The sequence below is a fragment of the Aestuariibacter sp. A3R04 genome (genome assembly GCF_018860805.1).
Lineage (GTDB): Bacteria > Pseudomonadota > Gammaproteobacteria > Enterobacterales > Alteromonadaceae > Alteromonas.
In genome coordinates this window covers 1-18,897 of the sequence record NZ_JAHKQR010000012.1, presented here as the reverse complement: position 1 = coordinate 18,897, position 18,897 = coordinate 1, and the positions used below count along the sequence as shown (strand labels likewise).

Below are 18,897 nucleotides of genomic sequence, written 5' to 3'. Positions count from 1 at the left end.
AAAATGTTTATTTTTCAGAGAAATATGAATCAAAGAATATGTTCATTACATTTTCAACAGCTTCTGCCTGAACGTGTATTCCGTCTTCTTTAAAAGCTTTTTTATATTCAGTGTTGACAATGATTTCATATGACGGGAAATAGTCAACAAAGTCAAATTGACTCGCTAGATTTTCAGCAGCGCATCGCAAAGTGGACTTTGAAAATTGATTCGCAACGACTATGTGTTTTTCAGAAAAAGTAGCACTTAAGGGGACGGGTGAAACCGTATATATAATTTTAATTTCTTTGTTTATGGCGCGAAAGTTCTCAGTGGCCTGCACAAGCATATCGGTCACGTCATTTACATCTAGAATATGGAAATCAAAATCTTCAGCCAAGGGACGTAAATTAGGCTCGCCGGGTGATTGATTTACCCATGAATTCGCTGGCTTAAACCGCCACGCTTCGTTATAGCCAAGTGTAATGATGATGACATCAACCTTTGACAACCTGGAGTATGTTTCAATTAAGCCCTCTCTAATCGATATTGTGTCTTCTTTACTGATACCTTTTAGCCCGTGTGTTAACAGGTCATAGTACAAGCCTTTGACTTCTACAATACTGTGAAAAGGGTCGGGGTGGGAAATGAGTTTACTCATCTCCAGTACAGAGCCGGGCGTATATACATTTTGATAACCCGTTCGGTCAGGGCCTGGCACCTTGAAATATTCACCTTTGACATAGGGAACCTGGCTAAAGTAGCTTATTTTCTTTTTATTCAGGTAATTCTCGATATTGCGAGCGAAACAAGACCCAATAGTAAAAAAGGCAGTATCTTCGGATAAACTGAATTTCGGTGAGTGCACCAGGTTAGCGTAGCTCTCTTTGTTCGACACATACTTCACCATTGAGCGGTGTTTATTCTTTCTTGCAGCGGTTAACGCTGTTTGTGTTTCCATATTCGTTTGACCTTTAAAAATGTTTTCTTTCAAGATGGCGGTTAACTTTCAAAAAATTCATATTCCTTTTTAAAGCGCTGCTGGAGCTCCTGTACTTCCTGATGAACCTGCTCGTTGCTGGGTTGCGCCCATTTTGAAGATGCAATGAAACCTGAGCTATGTAGCTGTGCACGAAGTTTTTCAAAGTTGAGAATCGATTTTTGCGTTGCACTGCTATAATTATCACTTTTTAATGCGTAATACCCCTGTAAACACGGCTGTCCTTTTGTGTCTTTACCGGTGAAAGATCTTAATTGTTCATCAAATAATGCGTGTTTTTTTCTTCTCCAAACAACAAATACGTCCTGCTCCTGGTTTGCTACCAGTACAAATAGATGAAAAGCGGAGCCATCGGCAAATATTAACTTTTTCGCGTTCGCGTAGTAATGGAGCTGTTCGTCAATTGTCATTTCCTGAGGGTGAACAATAAGGTAGCCTTCTTTTTCTAACAGATTTTCCAGATATTTTTCATTTAGGAAAGCGCCTTCATGCCCCCTCAAATTAGAACGTGAAACATAGATTTTGTCTGCATAGGGGCGAGAGTGATCGCCACATGTTAAGTTGCGCAATATCTGAGCGTTATATCGATGGTTTAATATGTGACCGTGTTTTTCGTGGCCTAACTGGGATGGCACAATCAGTTCTTCTACTCTAGTGGGTTCAATAATATAGTGAACCTTAATGTTGCCAATGAGTTTTGTTGTTATTTTGTCAACAAACCCCGCTATCTTCGCTTCCGGAGAGCGTAAATAGAATAAGATCCCATCGATATTGGTACATTGCTTCACGGCCCATAACCTGGTGAGGCTTTCCGTTAGGAAGTGACCAAAATGCCTATTTTGCAACATGCCACAGAATAGCCAACGACCACGAAGGTGTTTAACCGGTTCCGCAGGTATTTTTGGGGGAATATTGCAAAAGTTAGTTTTCTTTTGTTCTGCGAGTTCGCACGGTACGCCTTCACGTGAAATGACGCCAGCATAAAACGTCTTTTTCCGGACATTAAAATTCTGTATTGGACAAACCACGGCGCTTTCTAAAAATTGTATTTCAGGTATGTTCATATTGGTTTACTAAAGAGGTATGGTGTTTCGCGAAAATGCAAACGTCATTTTGGGTATGGTTGGCTAATATCGGTACGAAAGTTATCAGCCTCTATGCAAGGAACGATGATACGCTCAATAGCATGCATAATTGTGCCATCTATTTGTCCACTTTCATCAGGAAAATCTTCGTAATCCCATTTCAAATCTGTGAGCTTTCTTATCGCTTTCGGTTTATACCAAAACATAGAGCCTGCGGCGAAATCAATATGATTTGTCGACAAACTTATATTCATTTTGGTCGCTAATTCGTCACACAATGGTTTGTTACTGCCCCAGCCAATATCACTCACGATGCCAGTGTGATAAGGAGGGGAGACAAGGCCGAGTTGAGGACAACGGATAAATTTATCAATTGTCTCTTCAATAATTGAACGACTGCCCAAAAGGCTCCAAATTAACTGTAATCTCCACCCCACCAAATGACTACTATGTGAAGATGACTTAGTGTGAAGTTTTAATACTAAATCGCAATCCTGTAGGAGTGGTACTGCATGTATTAACCAAGGTGCAATATCCCGGCCTCTATTCTGGGTGGGAATAAAGTGTGTGTTGGGAAAATGTGCCCTAATTGATTTTTTAGGTATTACAACGCCGGTTGGATAAGTCACGACCAGTGTAGGCGAGTATGGCAGGTTTGCTAAAAACTCAAGTATTTCGGCAAGTAACTCTACATAAAAAACGTGTATATGAACGCCTATCTTAACGTCGCTGTTAATCTGGTGAGACGTATCCAATGGATACGTTTCAAAAGCAGGCGCTGCCAATAATTCTGTTTGGAGCACTATCTGTGACCAGTACTTGGATAAGTGTGCAAGCATGTAGTCGATAAAACAAATTCTTGCAGACGGTGTTACGTCTTCCAGGCCCTTACTAAGCCATGACAGATTATTCCGGCTAACAAATGCACTTCTTACCACGTAGTCGTCCAGTAGCTTTCCTAGGTTGTAGTCTTTTGTCATTTCATCGACCACATCCTGGTAGTTGTGAATGACAGGCATAACCGCAGGGGAGGTAATTGCGTCTTTTTTTTCAGCGGTCGCTTGTTGTAACCTCTGTTTTGCTAAGTTTATGGCTGGTTTATTGGGGTCTAATGCAACGGCTTCATCTATTAATGCACGTGCTTTGAGAATATTCCCTTTGTAGATTTCAATGTCTGCCAGTCGAGCAAGAAATGTTGAATTTGTTGGCGCCATTTGACGTGCTTTCGAAAAGCATCGCTCTGCTTCCGGTATTAGTTTTCGCTTAACATATATATCGCCCAGATGCATCCAGCGCCACGCTGCCTCTTTGCGCTGTAACAATCTGAACACCGCGGCCTCTGCAGTGTCTAGTTGGCCATATTTCGTTGATATCACGAATATCGCTTCTAAGTCTTTAGCTGTGATGTCCTGTCTGCTCAGAAGTGATTGCCAGTTAAAACGTTGCCGTTCTTGTTCTGGCAATTGTTTAATCAGCTCAACTATTTCCGGAATAGAAAATTGCTCATAGTTTATTGCTGGGAAGAAAAATGGGCTGCAGTCTCTTTCATCTTGTTTGCTTATTTTTACATGTAACTCACGGGTCATCCCATGAACAGGGGTCAACTTGCATTGTTCATCTGAATGAAGGCCCTTGCTGTTGTCATACAAGGTGCTAAGCATCTCGTCACAGGCTTTTATCACAGAAGGGGATAGCATCTCTATAAACGACTGGGGGATTGATGATTGCAGCAGGCTATCTGAGTATGAGGAAGTGCGCTTAAAGATATCAGCGTTAAACCCTTTTGCATCTGCAATTTCAAATAGTGCGTCTTTTTGCTTTTGAAAGGCAGAAAAGGGAAGGATTAATGTGTCTTCAGGCGCGAAGCGATACCATGCTAAAATTGCTTTTGAGGAGGCCAGCCACATTTTGGCACCAAGGTCTGGATATTGCCAAAATGATAAATCGGTCTGCCGGTGCGCCATCTCGCTAGTGGTATTGAGTAAGTCTCTACTGTGGCGTTTGAGCAAAGAGGAAACTGAGTATCGCCAGTCTCTGACCAAAAAAATGGATTTTACACTCTGGTTTGTTGCTTTTAGCCATGAGTTGAGGAAATGGACCGCTCTTGGATCTTTCGCGCCAACCATTTTTCCATCGGCAATTCGGCTCTCCACATATTGGCGTAATCTAGTGGTTAAAAATTCCGGTGGAGAGAGTTGTACAGCATCGTGACACCGCCAGTCTTTACCACATGAGGCAAGCATTGCATCGTGGATATTGACTAAGGGGAGGTCTTCTACATGGCCGGCAGGATTGGCAAAACTTGCACCCATCAAGTTTTGCCCCATATCGACGCCGTTGTCAGATAGTGTTTTTGCAATGGCTGAGGTTCCACTGCGGTGAAACCCGCTGACGAGATAAAACGAGCTTGCTAAGTGTTTCACTATTAACTTACTAGAGATTGAAAATGGCTGGAGGGAGACAACCCATTATCTTCCACAAACTGGCGTGTTTTCTTTGCCAGATCCATACGGTTTGCATCGTATTGCTCCCAATCCCAGGTAGCAACAAGCTCCAACAGCTGGTCCATTGACGGCGCTTTTTGAAAATCGCGTGCCGGGATTGTCGGAATTTGCATTGTTTCGCATAGTTCTTTTGTTCTGGAGTCAATATGCAAGCATACCGCAGGTACACCGGCTTGAAGCGCAATTTGACAACCGTGAATACGCGTTCCAGTGACAAAGTCTGTTTTTGAAATATCGCGAAACCACTGTGGAATTGAAACGTAAGTATGTGCGTGTGAGCGGAACCACTGATGCATTTGACTTGAAGATGCGTTCGGGAAAAACCTTTCTTGCACCATGTTAATTTCATCTTCGGTTAAATCTGCCAGCCAATTTTCTGCCAAACAGATTAAGTCCTTGGGATGTTGAACAATATACATACCACCGAAGTTATTAATTTGTGAAATTAAAAATTGCTCAAGTTTGACCAGGTTCGCAATAGCCGGATTACCAGCAGTAATGCCTATTTTGTTCTCTATTCCATTTTGTAGGAGCGACTTGCTCTTTTCCTGCAATAACTGCCCTAAGTTTTTATTGTTGCTTAAAAAGTGAGATGGGCACCCAAGAGGAACTGCTTTGTGCCCCAGCCCCAGTTTTTCAAAAACACGGTGAGTCAATTTACCACGCACTGAAACATTGGCTTGGTTTGACTTACTGCAAAGTGTTTCGAGCCAGGTTTTAGACGAATCGGGGATGAGATTAAAAGCTTGTTCAAAATCAGCATCAAGGGGAAACTGGGCGCCGAGCCCCATAACGACTACCGGTACTTCAACATCTTTGATTTTGGGCCCTGATTTCTCAAGATCCATGTGTCTGCCGATATTGTTTGCCATTGGTATCAACAAGCTTTCACCCATTTGATTAATTTTTTCTGCTGGGGTGGACCATCTTACATCCGTTCCGCTTAGTTCAATTAATTGTTCTAAAGCGTAATTAAATAATAAATTACCAGTATTACTCGATGCCGATAAATAAAGTTCTTTGTAGTTTGTTACAAGTTTGTTGTTACCTGAGCCAAGTCCCATAAGTTTTGTCATTTGTTTATATCTCCGGGCTTGCTAGTTCGATCAGAGTGGTGTCGACAGGTAAATCATTGGCTTCGAGAAACGTTTTATAACTGGCTGCATTTTTTCCTCTGACTGAGTCATAGTGTTGCGCGTCAGCGTCATTCCAGCGACACCGTTCTATAAGTTCTTCTGCAGTTAAATGTTCCACTTCTTTGTAAGATAAAGTAGGAATACCCGTAGTCACAGAGAGCTCTTCAGTGCGGGAATCGATGAAGATAACTTTACCCGGAACACCAGCTTGTATTGGCAATGCAACGCCGTGATAGCGGGGGCCAATTGCTAATGTAAAGTGTTTTGAATAGTGCATCCAGTTCTGCGCATCGGCAAAGAACACGGCAAAACTCTCAAACCACGCTTTAATATCCTCCCAGTTGCCAATGCGAGAATACACTTTTTCATATCGCTTAATATGAGCCTCTTCAAACCCATCTGTTTCACCTAATGCTAGCTGAATAAGCGCTTTAGGGTGTTGCAATATGTAATCGCCCCGGTATTTTTCAACCATTTCCGTTAGCGTGTTTTCGAGGGTGAAAGACGGATGCCAAGGATTTCCCGCCGCCGTCATTATTCGCTCGTATTTAGCGCGCTTTTGGTGCGCTAAACATTTTTGACCGAGTTCGGTTTGCGTTGAAATGAATTGCGAAGGGCATCCATATGGGGAACTTTCCACACCATAATGTTCAAGGACCTGCGAACTAAAATTTCCCCGGGTGATGATATTCGGGGTGTTCGGATCTGGCCTGAGTTGCTTTGTCAATTCAAGAAAAGCTTTGCTGCCTGCAGGTATTTCTGGCATGTTGCCAATCTTGTCGCTTTGCGCTCCGAGCCCAATGAATACCGTGGGTAGATCAAAGTGCTTTAAACGGTCTGCCCAGCCGGCCAAATCTACGTGACTGCCAATCTGGTTTGCGCAACAAATTACGAGCATGTCGTAATGTGTATTTACTGCCTTTGGGTTGTCGCCCCAGTAAACAGTGCCAAAACTATCGCCAAGAATGTTCTTAATACCCTGAACAAACGCCACATTTCCCGTATTGCCGCCAGTAGCCGTCATCCATGCGTCAGTATCTGCTGTGGCCATCTCTTTTGCTACAAATTCGTCTATTTTCACCAAGTTGGTAATGACACCAATCTTCATATAGTACCGAGTCCTAAAATAGTAATTAATATCGCTGTTTAAAGCGCATTTAACAGAGCAACGTGCTCCTGAAACGCTGTTTCATTGGCGGAAAGTTTAGCCTGCCACTCATCGAATACGTCTGTTTCTATGGCGTTACAAATCGTACTTGCTAAAGATGATGGGCTGCGGGCTTCGAATGTCAGCCCGGCAATGTTTTCTATTTTTTCTTTCATGCCGCCAATATTGGAACCGATCAAGGGCCGTCCATGGGCAATCGCTTCTTGGATCACTACCGGAGAGTTTTCCCACCAGATAGAAGGGATAACTACCCAATCGCAATCTGCCAGCAGGCCAGGCAATTGTTCTGCTTCGTATGCGCCACGTAAAGTTACACAATCACTTAATCTATCCAGCTGTGCTTGAATACTCTTTTGGAAAGATACTTCCTGCTTATCCAGATTTGCACCGTGAATATCGAGGGAAATTTGTGACCTAACCGCTTCGGGTAAACTGTTCAGTGCAGAAAGTAAAATATTCAGCCCTTTGTACGGGTTTATCTGGCCAAAAAAGGCGAGTTTCGTTCGTTTTTCCCCCGGTGCCAGCGTGCGCGGAGGTATTGATTTTGTCTCGGGCAGCACATTCTCTATAACGTGCATTTTGCTTGCCGGTATTCCCCACTCAATGTAGCGTTGTGCTAAGAAGTGACTTGGGGAAACAAAACAATCAACGTAATTCAACTGATCCAATAAATACTGCTGACGAAGGAAAAAATCGCCGGGTGAATGTTGGGGGAAACACTGATGACAATCGGATGGCAGTGCTTTCTTACACAGTTTCAGCGAGCCTTTTTTCACCATTTGACCGTTGTGCATGCATATGGCCATAAATTCGTGGATGGTAAAGACAATTTTTGCTGTTGGGGCGGCTTGTCTGAGTGCGCAAAAAATTTCAAACCCCATATGCGCATAGTGATGTATGTGTATGATGTCAGGCGCATATTTTTTTACTAATTGCCCCAAATCGTCAAACAGGGGCTTTAATTGACTGGTACCAAGGGTAAACCAGTCATCCATTGAGGTGTGAAATAACAGTTCCTCGCCCCGAACGGAGAATGTTGAGCCACCGTGAGAACCGGGTTCAGTACGGGCAATATAGAGGCAATCGAAACCTTCGTCTTTTAATTGCTGATATAGATTCCAGGAGGCGACTTCTGCACCGCCTTTACTCATGTCCGGATGGCCGTGTGAGATAAACAGGACTTTTTTCATGCTACTTCTTCCGACTCACGTATTTTTTCAAGCTCTGCCTTCCATCTCTTGTTGTAAGTAATGGCATTGATGATGGTTACACTGTGTTTCCACTTTCCTTCGTCAACCAGGTTTTGTGATTGTCTTTCTAAGTGAAAAAGTACGGCATCGCGGCAAATGTAGTTCTTTTTGCCATTCTTAAGCATTTTCAGACACAAATCAGAATCTTCGAAATCACCTAATACATAAATTGGGTCAAAGCCACCCAGAGAAATAAAGTCTGCTTTTTTCACCGCCCAGCATGCAGCCGTAACCAGAGCGCACTCCGATAGTGTGCTGGCATGGGGAGACAGCTTTTCTGGCCAGCCTTTATAGGGGTGGTCGTTGAATAAAAGACCGGGATATTCACTGATAGTCATTGGCGCCATACCGTCGTGTTGTATAGCCCTGTCTTCAAAAAGCAGCCGTGCACCAACTATACCAGTGGTTTCGTCGTTTAACGGCGTTAACATGCGCTCAAACCAATCTGCCGAAGAGGGCAATACGTCGGAATTCATCAATATAAGCTTATCTGCTTTAGCGTGACGAACGCCGATGTTGTTAGCGGGGCCAAACCCAACGTTTTCCCCCAACACCAGAACACTAAATGATTGCTTAAACATTCTTGATAGTTTCTGAGCTAATCGCAGTGTTTTAGCTGCAATTTTAGGGTCATCTACAACGTAAATAATTTCGCAGTTCTGCGCGTAACCGGCGCGTTCAAAATGCGAAATTTGATATTGCATAAAGTCGAAGCGACCATAAAGCGGAATGACAAAAGAAACTTCAGGGTTATCTGTTGCAACGCCAAAGTCGTACCGCTGAGTGCTTACATTACGCTGTCGGGCGTACAAAGACTGAAGCGGTTTAGCTACAATATCACTGTTCTGTATATGGTGCGGGTTAAGCGGGTTCCAGCTATTTAAAATGCGCCTGGCGCTTTGCATCGGAGGTTCATCACAATAAATCTGGTCAACCTTTACTGATGTATCGCCATCCTTTAACGATATGTTGACGAACAACGGCTTCTCACTATCGAAAGTTGCGTCGTCACTGAGCTCACACAGCAGCAATATACCAGCGGAGTCAACATAGTTGCGTCCAAAGGGTTCCGCAACGTCTGCTCGTCTGAAGCGAAGGAACTGGTTTTTTGTTTTTACAATATTTGTGCGGCCATTGCTTATTACGAATTCTGTGGCTTGGCGATCGTCAATGAGCCATCCGGCCAAAAACAAATACTTCCCGGTAATCACGCCCAATTCAAAACAACCCGCGATGGAGCCCGTTGCCGTAGAGTGTATTGGCCCCAGGTGCTCATCAACCAAAGCGGACGTCAACGGAATGGTATAGATTTGACCATTTGTCTGTTTTGCCAGCAGATTGAGTTCACTAAGGGATTTATTCGTTTTAACCGTAAGTTGAAAACCCTTGGCACTCTGCCCCGTACTGGCCTCCACATCCTGGCGCTCAATGTCGATCTGTTTACCGGGAATTTCTATGCCTTCTTTGTCTGCGATAGCCAGCGAGCTTACCTCACTGGTAAAATACCAGCCGATCACACATTGTCCGTCTATCGTTGGTGTCACAATATCGATTGTCAGACTTTGCTGCTTGGATCTGCCGATGAGTTGGCGAAGCAAGGATTTCAGTTTTTTCATTATTTTATGGATAAAGGGCACGGGTGTTTCTTAACAGTGTGTGTCAGCTTACCGTTGCAGCGATAAAACAAACATCGGGTGGTATACGTTGCGGAAGCTTAACATAGCTGCGAAACCCAAGTCTAACGTTAGCAGGGCGAGTTTGAGAAAAGCGTTTGTGGTTTCCAAAGCCTCGTGTTGGGCTGCCTGAGCAAACGTGTTTGCTCTGCGGTTCAGTTGATATCCGTACTTATTAATTTCGCGATGGCGCGGGGTACGTGGTATTTGATAGTATTCATATTACTATTTCGTTTTCATCAAATTAAATGGTGAAAGGGTATTCACGAATGTTACTGCATCGTCAGTTGTTATTGAGTATAAAAGTATGAGAAAAGGAATAATACTAGCCGGTGGATCGGGCACGCGTCTTCACCCACTTACCAGGGTTGTAAGCAAGCAGCTAATGCCGGTTTACGACAAGCCCATGATTTATTATCCGTTGGCTACGCTGATGATGTCGGGCATACGTGACATCCTCATTATTACCACACCGGAAGAGCAGGCTCGTTTTACAGCCTTAATTGGCGACGGCAGTGAACTGGGCATTAATGTGCAATACGCGGTTCAACCTTCACCAGATGGTCTGGCTCAGGCTTTTCTTATTGGAGAAGCCTTCATAGGGAGCGATGCATGTACCCTTATTCTTGGCGACAACATTTACTACGGCCACGATTTGCGTCTGTCACTAAAAAATGCCTATGGTCAGGAAAAAGGCGCAACTGTTTTCGGCTACCACGTCACTGACCCGGAGCGTTATGGTGTGGTTGACTTCGACTCCGATTGGAACGCCTTGTCTATCGAAGAAAAACCCGTTGAACCCAAATCTAATTACGCAGTGACCGGTTTGTATTATTACGATAATCGGGTGGTAGATTTTGCCAAACAAGTGAAACCTTCTCATCGAGGTGAATTGGAAATTACCGACCTGAACAACCTGTATCTGCAAGACGGTAGTTTAAAGGTTGAACTGATGGGCCGAGGCTCGGCCTGGCTCGATACCGGTACCCTTGATTCTCTGCTGGACGCAGCCAATTTTGTGGCAGCCATTGAGAAACGTCAGGGGTTAAAAATCTGCTGCCCTGAAGAAGTGGCATTTCGAATGGGCTACATTGATGCAGCACAGCTTGAAAAGTTGGCTATGCCACTGAAGAAAAGCGGCTATGGTGACTACCTGTTGAAAGTCGTCAATGACAGGGTGAAATAGTCAACGCCACACCATGTGGTTTCGTTTCACGCACCAGCCAGTATTGTTAATTAACAGACGAAAAGAATTTTATGCAGGTTATTAAAACCGACATCCCCGATGTCAAAATTATCGAACCAAAAGTATTTGGTGATGAACGCGGCTTTTTTATGGAAACCTTCCGCACCGATTGGTTTAAACAAGCATGTGCCGACGTTGAATTTGTGCAAGACAACCATTCAAAATCAAAGCAGGGTATTTTACGTGGTCTTCACTATCAGCTTAAACAAACACAGGGCAAGCTGGTTCGAGTGGTCAGTGGGGAAGTGTTCGACGTCGCCGTAGACATGCGCAAAGCGTCTCCCACTTTTGGGAAATGGGTTGGTGTGTATTTGTCGGCAGAAAACAAGCGTCAGCTTTGGGTGCCCGCTGGCTTTGCTCACGGGTTTTATGTTACCAGTGAATCGGCGGAGTTCGTTTACAAATGTACCGATTACTACCATCCTGAATCAGAAGTGTCAGTAAAATATGATGACCCGGGCATCGGTATTCAATGGCCGTTAGTCAATGGTGAAGCGCCCTCACTGTCGGGCAAAGATGCCGACGGTATTGCCTTTGACAACGCACCCACATTCTGAGGTTTGCCATGAGTATTGTGGTTATTGGAAAATCCGGGCAGTTGTCTTTCGAACTTATGCGCATATTGGGCGACAATGGCGTGTGCCTGGGCCGTGGTGATATCGACATTACCCAGCCTCAAGCACTGGCAGAAAAGCTCGATGGCATAAAGCCCTCTGCAGTTATCAATGCGTCAGCGTACACCGCCGTTGATAAAGCCGAAACTGACGAAGCGGCGGCGGCACTGATCAACACTACCGGTGTGCAAAACCTGGCTGCGTATTGCAAGCAGGCAGGCTTGTTTTTGGTGCATGTATCAACTGATTACGTGTTCAATGGGTGTAAAGGTTCGCCCTACACTGTAAATGACGATATCCAGCCCCAGGGCGTGTACGGCAAAACTAAAGCTGACGGAGAAAAGGCTCTGCTGTCTTTATTGCCTGATGCAAGCTGTTTGATAAGAACTGCCTGGGTGTATTCTTCTCACGGCAATAATTTCGTGAAAACCATGCTGCGCTTAATGGCTGAAAAGCCCCAACTGGGAGTCATAGACGACCAGGTAGGCACCCCTACTTGGGCACGCGGGCTGGCTGAAGCCTGTGTGTTTGCCGCGCAAACCAAAACCAAGGGGGTGTTCCATTGGACAGACGAAGGCGTATGCAGTTGGTATGACTTTGCCCTGGCCATTCAGGAGCTGGGCATTGACAAGGGTTTACTTCAAAATGCTGTGCCCGTTAACCCTATTCCGTCGTCGCAGTACCCTACGCCTGCGAAACGGCCACATTACAGCGTGTTAGATAAAACCCTGACCCGCGAAACTTTTTCTTCACTGCATCTCACTCATTGGCGCAAGCAATTGTCCGCCATGATGGATGAGTTGAAAGCGTAAATTAGAGTATCCATCATGAGCAAAACCATATTAGTAACTGGCGGCGCAGGCTTTATTGGCTCTGCGGTAGTGCGCCACTTGATAAACGACACTCAGCACACGGTAATTAATCTGGATAAGCTGACTTACGCGGGTAACTTAGAATCGTTATCCAGTGTGGCCGACAGTCAACGTTACCACTTTGAAAAAGTGGATATATGTGATGGGGTTGAGGTAAAGCGCGTATTCGATACATACCAGCCCGACATTATTATGCACCTGGCTGCAGAGTCACACGTAGACCGTTCTATTGATGGTCCGGGGGAGTTTATTCAGACAAATGTGGTGGGAACGTACACATTGCTTGAGCAGGCCCGAGCGTATTGGTCATCGTTAAACGAAGAAAAAAAAGCGGGGTTTAAATTTCATCATATCTCTACAGATGAAGTGTACGGTGATTTACCCCATCCCGACGACGTCACTCCCGGTACTGAATTACCTTTGTTTACCGAAACTACGCCTTATGCACCAAGTTCGCCTTACTCGGCAAGTAAAGCCAGTTCCGATCAACTGGTACGCTCCTGGTTGCGCACCTATAAGTTGCCCACGCTGGTAACTAATTGTTCGAATAATTATGGGCCGTATCACTTTCCTGAGAAGCTCATTCCCTTAGTTATTTTAAATGCCTTGGCGGATAAACCATTGCCCGTGTATGGAAAGGGCAATCAAATTCGAGACTGGTTGTATGTGGAAGATCACGCCCGAGCGTTAGTGCTGGTGGCACTGGAAGGAAAAATTGGCGAAACGTATAACATTGGTGGTCACAACGAAAAGCAAAATATTGAAGTGGTGAAAACCATATGCGCTATTTTAGATGACGTGAAGCCGAAAGGTTCGTCTTATGCTGAGCAAATTACCTATGTGCAGGATCGCCCAGGCCACGACATGCGCTACGCCATTGATGCCAGCAAAATACAACGTGAACTGGGTTGGACGCCTGTGGAAACCTTCGAAAGTGGTATTCGCAAAACTGTTGAATGGTATCTGCAAAATGAGGCCTGGTGGAAAGCTGTGCTTGACGGCAGTTATCAGGGTGAGCGGTTGGGTACTGGCAACAGAGCCTGACTACCGACAATCGTGATAAGATGTAAAGGCCGCCCGTGTTTGCGGCCTTTTTTGTGGTATTTAGGATGCTATTCCCGGTATGAAAAAACTAGCGATGATGACAGTAAAAGGGGCGATTGGCCTGCTACCGTCATCTGTTAAAAGTAAACTTAAAAACAATCATAAGCTCACTGAGTTTTATAGTCGCTCATTACAGCGTTCGGGCTTGTTTTATGGCTTCCCATCAAAAAAGAAACGCAGGGCACTGTATGCTCATTATCTGAAACAGCAGCAGAAACAGCTGGAACAACTGGGAGTTGCTGGGATAGATACAAATAGCGTTGCAGTTGTGATTGTTGGTGAACGCGGAGCTGCACAAAGCATTGCCAGCCTGAACAAAGCGGGTATTAGTAAAAAACACATTTACATTGTTGGCAAAGAGAAACAAAACGGCGCAATTGAGCTTGCTGCGAGTTTGGGGGAGGTTGTTAAAGCCGTCAGCGGTTATACCTACCTTTTAGCTATAAATGGCGGCGATACAATTATGCCCGAAATGGTATCAGTGTTTCTAAAATGGAACACTCAGGCTTCAATGATTTACTGTGATACCGATAAATTTGACAAGAAAGGGAATCGGAAATCGCCTCATTTTTTTCCAGACTGGAATCCCGAGTTACAGTTTTCTTCAGCCTATATATCTACTGGCGTTCTGTTTTCAGTGCGTGCATTAGAACAAGTAGACTATAAAGCCGCGACCATTGCAGGAATGGCTTGTGCACTGTGGTTGTCAGATACAGCAAAACCTGTGGCCCATATACCCTTGACATTGCTTCACCGCAGTTCAAATAATAAGACCGGTGCAGACGAGCTTGAGGATATCGCCGATGTGCTGCAGCACTATACGCATGCGGTGTCCGCCTACAACAGAGAATTTGGCATACAACACATCCAATGGCCTATTTTGGATGAACCTTTGGTGTCGTTGATTATTCCCACCAAAAATGCAAAAGCGTTAGTACAAGCCTGTATTAACTCTATTTTGGAAAAAACTACCTATAAAAATTATGAAATATTACTGATTGATAATGGTTCCGATGAGCGAGAAAGTATCGCTTATTTTCAGCAGTTGACTGAGCACCCCAAAATACGGGTACTGGAATATCCCGGGCCATTTAATTACTCTGCCATCAATAATTTTGGCGTGCAACATGCAAAGGGTGACATTGTAGGCTTGGTTAACAATGATATTGAGGTGATAAAACCCGACTGGTTGACCTTTATGGTGGGCCATGCCTCGCGTCACGACGTGGGTTGTGTTGGGGCCAAGTTACTTTACTCAGATGATCGCGTGCAGCACGCAGGTGTGGTACTGGGGTACGGCGGTGGTGCAGGGCATGCACACAAATACTTCCCCAGATATCATCCCGGGTATTTGAAACGTCTGGTTGCTACACAAAATTACTCTGCGGTAACGGCGGCGTGTTTGTTGGTTAAAAAATCACTTTTTAACGCGGTGGGTGGGTTGAATGAAAAAGATCTCACCGTGGCATTTAACGATGTGGATTTTTGCCTGCGGGTTAGAGAGTGCGGTGTAAGAAACGTATATTGCGCAGAGGCGGAGCTCTATCACCACGAATCGGTTAGCCGAGGTCTGGATTTGTCGCCGGAAAAAGCGGCGAGGTTTAAGAAAGAACTCGATTATTTGCAGACGCATTGGGCCCACTACATTGCTCATGATCCGGCGTATAGTCCAAACCTCACGTTAAAACGGGAAAATTTTTCCGTGAAAACGAAGGAAGAGTTTGCAGCATTGCGCAAATAACGTAATTTACATTGTTAAGTTGGAGAGAGTCAGATAAATGGAAGCAACTATGAAGAATTTGAAAATAGCGGTAGCCGGCACAGGTTACGTTGGGTTGTCAAACGCGGTGTTACTGGCACAGCATAATGAAGTGGTTGCAGTTGATCTTGTTCCAGAAAAAGTTGAGTTGCTGAACGCGCGAAAATCGCCCATTGAAGACAAAGAAATATCTCAATACCTGAGCGGGAAAAATCTGAACCTAAGCGCTACTCTCATTGCAGAAGAAGCGTATAAGGATGCAGATTTTGTGGTAATCGCCACACCTACTGATTACGATCCGCAAACAAATTATTTTAACACTGGCAGTGTCGATGCTGTTATCAAGTCGGTTATGGCGGTGAATCCCAATGCCGTAATGGTGGTGAAATCGACCGTACCGGTGGGTTTTACCCAGCAAGCCAAACAGGAACACGGCACAGACAACCTCATATTTTCCCCTGAGTTTCTGCGAGAAGGTAAAGCGTTATACGACAATCTCTACCCCAGTAGAATTGTTATTGGTGAGCAAAGTGAGCGCGCCAAAACCTTCGCGGCATTGCTGCAACAAGGTGCGATCAAAGAAGATATTGATGTGTTGTTTACCGACAGTACCGAAGCAGAAGCGATTAAGTTGTTTGCTAACACCTACCTGGCTATGCGCGTGGCGTACTTCAACGAGCTTGACAGCTACGCGGAAGCGCATGGTTTAAACACCAAACAAATTATTGAAGGCGTTGGCTTAGACCCGCGCATTGGCAAACACTATAACAACCCGAGCTTTGGTTATGGCGGTTATTGCTTGCCTAAAGATACTAAACAATTACTGGCAAACTACAGTAATGTGCCAAATAATATGATTCAGGCCATTGTAGACGCCAACCGCACCCGTAAAGATTTCATCGCCGATTCTATCATTAACCGCAAGCCCAAAATTGTAGGTGTGTATCGCCTTATTATGAAAACGGGGTCTGATAATTTCCGAGCCAGCGCTATTCAGGGGATCATGAAGCGCATCAAAGCCAAGGGTATCGAAGTGGTGGTATACGAGCCGGTATTAAAGGAGGAGGAGTTCTTTAATTCCCGGGTAGTAAACGACCTGGATGCCTTTAAAGCCATGTCTGATGTCATTGTGGCAAACCGTATTACCGATGACATCACCGATGTCTTGGAAAAGGTGTATACCCGAGATCTGTTTGGCGCAGATTGATTGCCAACGTTTAGCAAGCTAGTTAGGGGCCATCGCATAAGTGGCCTTTTTTTTGTTTGTAATAAATGAATTCTGAGTTAGAGAAATACTGTGAAAGGTCTACAATTATAAGGTCATGCTGCTCAGGGTGCACAATGAGGTTCAATTTCTTTAAAAACTTTTCAGATTACGAGGTTCATGACCGGGACTATTGGCGCGCAAGACTGATTTTTCAGGCGCTTTTACTTATTGTCGTTACATTTGGCATCCTCTTCTGTGTTAACTGGTTTTTGCTGGACAATAAAACTGTTGCGTTTATTGACCTGATTGGCGTAATCATACCCGCTGTGCTGTACGTTTGGTTCCGAAAATCGGGTAACGTTCGCCTGTGCACCTGGGCCCTTTCGATCTTTGTAACCCTTTTGTTATCTGCCTATTTAATTGTCAGTCAGGGGTTACACTATTCTATGCTGTGGGCAACGACCCTTCCACCGCTAACATTCTTTTTATTGGGGCGGCGCGGCGGCACAATTTTCTCAGTGTATATTTTCTGCCTAACGGGCTATTTGGGCTGGCATCAGTATGCGCAGCAAGCAGTTCATATTTTTTCATACAAATCACTGATGAATATTGCGGAAATTGCCGTGGTGCACATACTCATTTTCAGGCTCTACGAGCGCACGCGAGAGTCTGCAAATCGTCAAATTCAGATCCAGCAAAATAGGTTATCGCTACTTGCGCTGACTGATCAGCTCACCGGTTTGTACAACCGAAGCAAGTTTGAATCAGCATTCGAAGACATGATGAAGCTTCACCGTCATGAAGTATGCGCTCTTGTCATTCTTGATATTGACCATTTTAAAACCGTTAATGACAAGTATGGACACAATGTGGGCGACAAAGTACTAAAGGGTTTTGGTGATATGATTCTTGCAGATATCCGACATTCTGATGTACTGGCAAGATGGGGTGGGGAAGAGTTTGTCGCCTTATTGCCATTTACGTCTATAGACAGCGCGTATGTTTTGGTTGAACGGTGGCGTAAAAAAATTGCGTGCGAGCCTATCGAAGGTGTAGCAATCACCATAAGTGCGGGGGTAACTGCATGCTACAAAGAGGAAACGCTAACTGCGACGATAGAACGGGCTGACGCCGCGCTCTATTTAGCAAAAGAGAAAGGGAGGAATAAAGTAGAAATTGCCGTTTAGTTGTCAATAACCTGGGCAATTTGCGCCTTTGTTAATCCAGCTGACGTACCGTATTGTTCAAGTTTGTCATCTGTCACGCCGTAACTTTGTGCAGTTTCGAGAATTCGCATGGCCTGTTCTTTTTCTGATGAAGTTTCTTTTAACGCTGTTGTAATCACTTCATCGCTTTGTGCCGGGAATACGGCTAACAGTGCGTCGACCACATATTCCCCGACATAGGGCACGGTATCCAACGCAGTTGTTAAGATCTCAATTACTTTGTTTGGGTGTTCTCTAGACAGCGTTTGCACAATACGGTCAGCTGAGTCAGGCTCGGTCTGCACGGCTATACGCACAATTTCATCTAGTTCATCTGGTGTAGCAAGGGCTGCAGCCTGAACCACAAAGTCGACATAACTGGGCTCAGCTTGAATGGCCAACTGAACAATGTTAGGGCATGAAGATACATCTTTCTCAATTGCCATTCTCACAATATCTTCTGTTGAAGCAGGTTGTGCAGAAATGGCAGCAAAAATAATTTCGCGGTACTTATCAGGGTAGGTATCGAGCGCAATGTCTACGATGGACACCACATCCTGAGGATAATGACTGGCGATAGAGCGAATAGCACGGCCAATAGACATGTTTTGATCAACCTGCCGTTTCAGGAATTTAACCTGAAACTCGTCAACCGGTTTTTCCTCTTTTACCGGCGAGGCAAAACTCAATGCAGGGAAACACATTGCTACCGCTAATATCCGCAAACTGTTTTTAGGAGACATCTGCTCCCCCTTTAATTGTTTTAGGTTTATCAGATTCATCATTATGAATACTTTATATGAACAAACGAATACACAATTAGTTCAAATTGTACAAAATTTGTATTGTTAGTTCGTAAAGTAACCACTTGAATCAATAAACGCAATTATTTTAATTATAAGTGTTGACGTTCTTTTAGAAATCCATACAATGCGCACCACTTCGACGGGGAACGTCAAACGGGATACGAAGAAGTAGTTATAACAGATGTTTCAAACAATTGTTATAGCAAGTTTTTAGCGCTAACAACGCTTCGAAATAAAATTTCAAAAAGTTGTTGACACTGAAAACGAAGCGCGTAGAATGCGCGTCCCG

15 protein-coding genes are annotated in these 18,897 nt (G+C 44.5%); 7 read left to right on the top strand and 8 right to left on the bottom strand.

Features of this window, described 5'->3' with window-relative positions; translation table 11 throughout:
* Positions 1 to 7 precede the first annotated feature (7 nt).
* The 7 genes from KO518_RS16440 to KO518_RS16410 form a co-directional block, all read right to left on the bottom strand.
* Positions 8 to 940 carry a GSCFA domain-containing protein gene (locus KO518_RS16440; protein WP_216026955.1) on the bottom strand — a complete coding sequence of 311 codons (933 nt, stop codon included), beginning with the start codon at positions 938 to 940 and terminating at the stop codon, positions 8 to 10.
* A 41-nt stretch (positions 941 to 981) separates the two neighbouring features.
* The gene (locus KO518_RS16435; RefSeq protein ID WP_252736251.1) at positions 982 to 1,827 is read right to left on the bottom strand and encodes a DUF563 domain-containing protein; all 846 of its coding nucleotides are present in this window, start codon (positions 1,825 to 1,827) and stop codon (positions 982 to 984) included.
* Between the two features lie 260 nt (positions 1,828 to 2,087).
* Entirely contained in the window at positions 2,088 to 4,487 is a 2,400-nt protein-coding gene (locus KO518_RS20285) for a rhamnan synthesis F family protein (RefSeq protein WP_216026953.1), read from the bottom strand.
* A gap of 2 nt (positions 4,488 to 4,489) precedes the next feature.
* Entirely contained in the window at positions 4,490 to 5,644 is a 1,155-nt protein-coding gene (locus tag KO518_RS16425) for a polysaccharide pyruvyl transferase family protein (protein ID WP_216026952.1), read from the bottom strand.
* 4 nt (positions 5,645 to 5,648) lie between these two features.
* Positions 5,649 to 6,812, bottom strand: a complete 1,164-nt coding sequence (locus KO518_RS16420) for a polysaccharide pyruvyl transferase family protein (protein WP_216026951.1) — start codon at positions 6,810 to 6,812, stop codon at positions 5,649 to 5,651.
* Between the two features lie 38 nt (positions 6,813 to 6,850).
* Positions 6,851 to 8,062, bottom strand: coding sequence for a glycosyltransferase (locus KO518_RS16415; RefSeq protein ID WP_216026950.1), 1,212 nt, complete (start codon positions 8,060 to 8,062; stop codon positions 6,851 to 6,853).
* Positions 8,059 to 9,738 carry a glycosyltransferase family 2 protein gene (locus KO518_RS16410; RefSeq protein WP_216026949.1) on the bottom strand — a complete coding sequence of 560 codons (1,680 nt, stop codon included), beginning with the start codon at positions 9,736 to 9,738 and terminating at the stop codon, positions 8,059 to 8,061. Before KO518_RS16410 ends, KO518_RS16415 begins: the two co-directional genes overlap by 4 nt.
* A 364-nt stretch (positions 9,739 to 10,102) precedes the next feature.
* Between KO518_RS16410 and rfbA the strand changes: the two genes are divergently transcribed.
* The 7 genes from rfbA (at position 10,103) to KO518_RS16375 (ending at position 17,784) form a co-directional block, all read left to right on the top strand.
* Positions 10,103 to 10,981, top strand: coding sequence for a glucose-1-phosphate thymidylyltransferase RfbA (gene rfbA, locus KO518_RS16405; RefSeq protein ID WP_216026948.1), 879 nt, complete (start codon positions 10,103 to 10,105; stop codon positions 10,979 to 10,981).
* Between the two features lie 71 nt (positions 10,982 to 11,052).
* The gene (gene rfbC / locus KO518_RS16400; RefSeq protein WP_216026947.1) at positions 11,053 to 11,598 is read left to right on the top strand and encodes a dTDP-4-dehydrorhamnose 3,5-epimerase; all 546 of its coding nucleotides are present in this window, start codon (positions 11,053 to 11,055) and stop codon (positions 11,596 to 11,598) included.
* Between the two features lie 8 nt (positions 11,599 to 11,606).
* The gene (rfbD, locus tag KO518_RS16395) at positions 11,607 to 12,467 is read left to right on the top strand and encodes a dTDP-4-dehydrorhamnose reductase (RefSeq protein ID WP_216026946.1); all 861 of its coding nucleotides are present in this window, start codon (positions 11,607 to 11,609) and stop codon (positions 12,465 to 12,467) included.
* Positions 12,468 to 12,482: 15 nt separating this feature from the next.
* Positions 12,483 to 13,571 carry a dTDP-glucose 4,6-dehydratase gene (gene rfbB / locus KO518_RS16390; protein WP_216026945.1) on the top strand — a complete coding sequence of 363 codons (1,089 nt, stop codon included), beginning with the start codon at positions 12,483 to 12,485 and terminating at the stop codon, positions 13,569 to 13,571.
* A gap of 79 nt (positions 13,572 to 13,650) precedes the next feature.
* Positions 13,651 to 15,372 (top strand): glycosyltransferase, encoded by a 1,722-nt coding sequence (locus KO518_RS16385; RefSeq protein ID WP_216026944.1) that lies wholly within the window; start codon positions 13,651 to 13,653, stop codon positions 15,370 to 15,372.
* A 37-nt stretch (positions 15,373 to 15,409) separates the two neighbouring features.
* On the top strand, positions 15,410 to 16,597 hold the full coding sequence (locus KO518_RS16380; RefSeq protein WP_305855280.1) for a nucleotide sugar dehydrogenase: 1,188 nt from the start codon (positions 15,410 to 15,412) through the stop codon (positions 16,595 to 16,597).
* Between the two features lie 134 nt (positions 16,598 to 16,731).
* Positions 16,732 to 17,784, top strand: a complete 1,053-nt coding sequence (locus KO518_RS16375; protein WP_216026943.1) for a GGDEF domain-containing protein — start codon at positions 16,732 to 16,734, stop codon at positions 17,782 to 17,784.
* On the opposite strand, the gene KO518_RS16370 is transcribed toward KO518_RS16375, so the two are convergent.
* The gene (locus KO518_RS16370) at positions 17,781 to 18,506 is read right to left on the bottom strand and encodes a hypothetical protein (RefSeq protein ID WP_371742352.1); all 726 of its coding nucleotides are present in this window, start codon (positions 18,504 to 18,506) and stop codon (positions 17,781 to 17,783) included. The genes KO518_RS16375 and KO518_RS16370 overlap by 4 nt on opposite strands.
* Positions 18,507 to 18,897: the final 391 nt, after the last annotated feature.

Bases quoted from the DNA above. Each gene is read 5' to 3' on its own strand.
- KO518_RS16440 (WP_216026955.1), bottom strand. From the start codon at position 940: ATGGAAACACAAACAGCGTTAACCGCTGCAAGAAAGAATAAACACCGC.
- KO518_RS16435 (WP_252736251.1), bottom strand. From the start codon at position 1,827: ATGTTGCAAAATAGGCATTTTGGTCACTTCCTAACGGAAAGCCTCACC.
- KO518_RS16425 (WP_216026952.1), bottom strand. From the start codon at position 5,644: ATGACAAAACTTATGGGACTTGGCTCAGGTAACAACAAACTTGTAACA.
- KO518_RS16420 (WP_216026951.1), bottom strand. From the start codon at position 6,812: ATGAAGATTGGTGTCATTACCAACTTGGTGAAAATAGACGAATTTGTA.
- KO518_RS16415 (WP_216026950.1), bottom strand. From the start codon at position 8,062: ATGAAAAAAGTCCTGTTTATCTCACACGGCCATCCGGACATGAGTAAA.
- KO518_RS16410 (WP_216026949.1), bottom strand. From the start codon at position 9,738: ATGAAAAAACTGAAATCCTTGCTTCGCCAACTCATCGGCAGATCCAAG.
- rfbA (WP_216026948.1), top strand. From the start codon at position 10,103: ATGAGAAAAGGAATAATACTAGCCGGTGGATCGGGCACGCGTCTTCAC.
- rfbC (WP_216026947.1), top strand. From the start codon at position 11,053: ATGCAGGTTATTAAAACCGACATCCCCGATGTCAAAATTATCGAACCA.
- rfbD (WP_216026946.1), top strand. From the start codon at position 11,607: ATGAGTATTGTGGTTATTGGAAAATCCGGGCAGTTGTCTTTCGAACTT.
- rfbB (WP_216026945.1), top strand. From the start codon at position 12,483: ATGAGCAAAACCATATTAGTAACTGGCGGCGCAGGCTTTATTGGCTCT.
- KO518_RS16385 (WP_216026944.1), top strand. From the start codon at position 13,651: ATGAAAAAACTAGCGATGATGACAGTAAAAGGGGCGATTGGCCTGCTA.
- KO518_RS16380 (WP_305855280.1), top strand. From the start codon at position 15,410: ATGGAAGCAACTATGAAGAATTTGAAAATAGCGGTAGCCGGCACAGGT.
- KO518_RS16375 (WP_216026943.1), top strand. From the start codon at position 16,732: ATGAGGTTCAATTTCTTTAAAAACTTTTCAGATTACGAGGTTCATGAC.
- KO518_RS16370 (WP_371742352.1), bottom strand. From the start codon at position 18,506: ATGTGTTTCCCTGCATTGAGTTTTGCCTCGCCGGTAAAAGAGGAAAAA.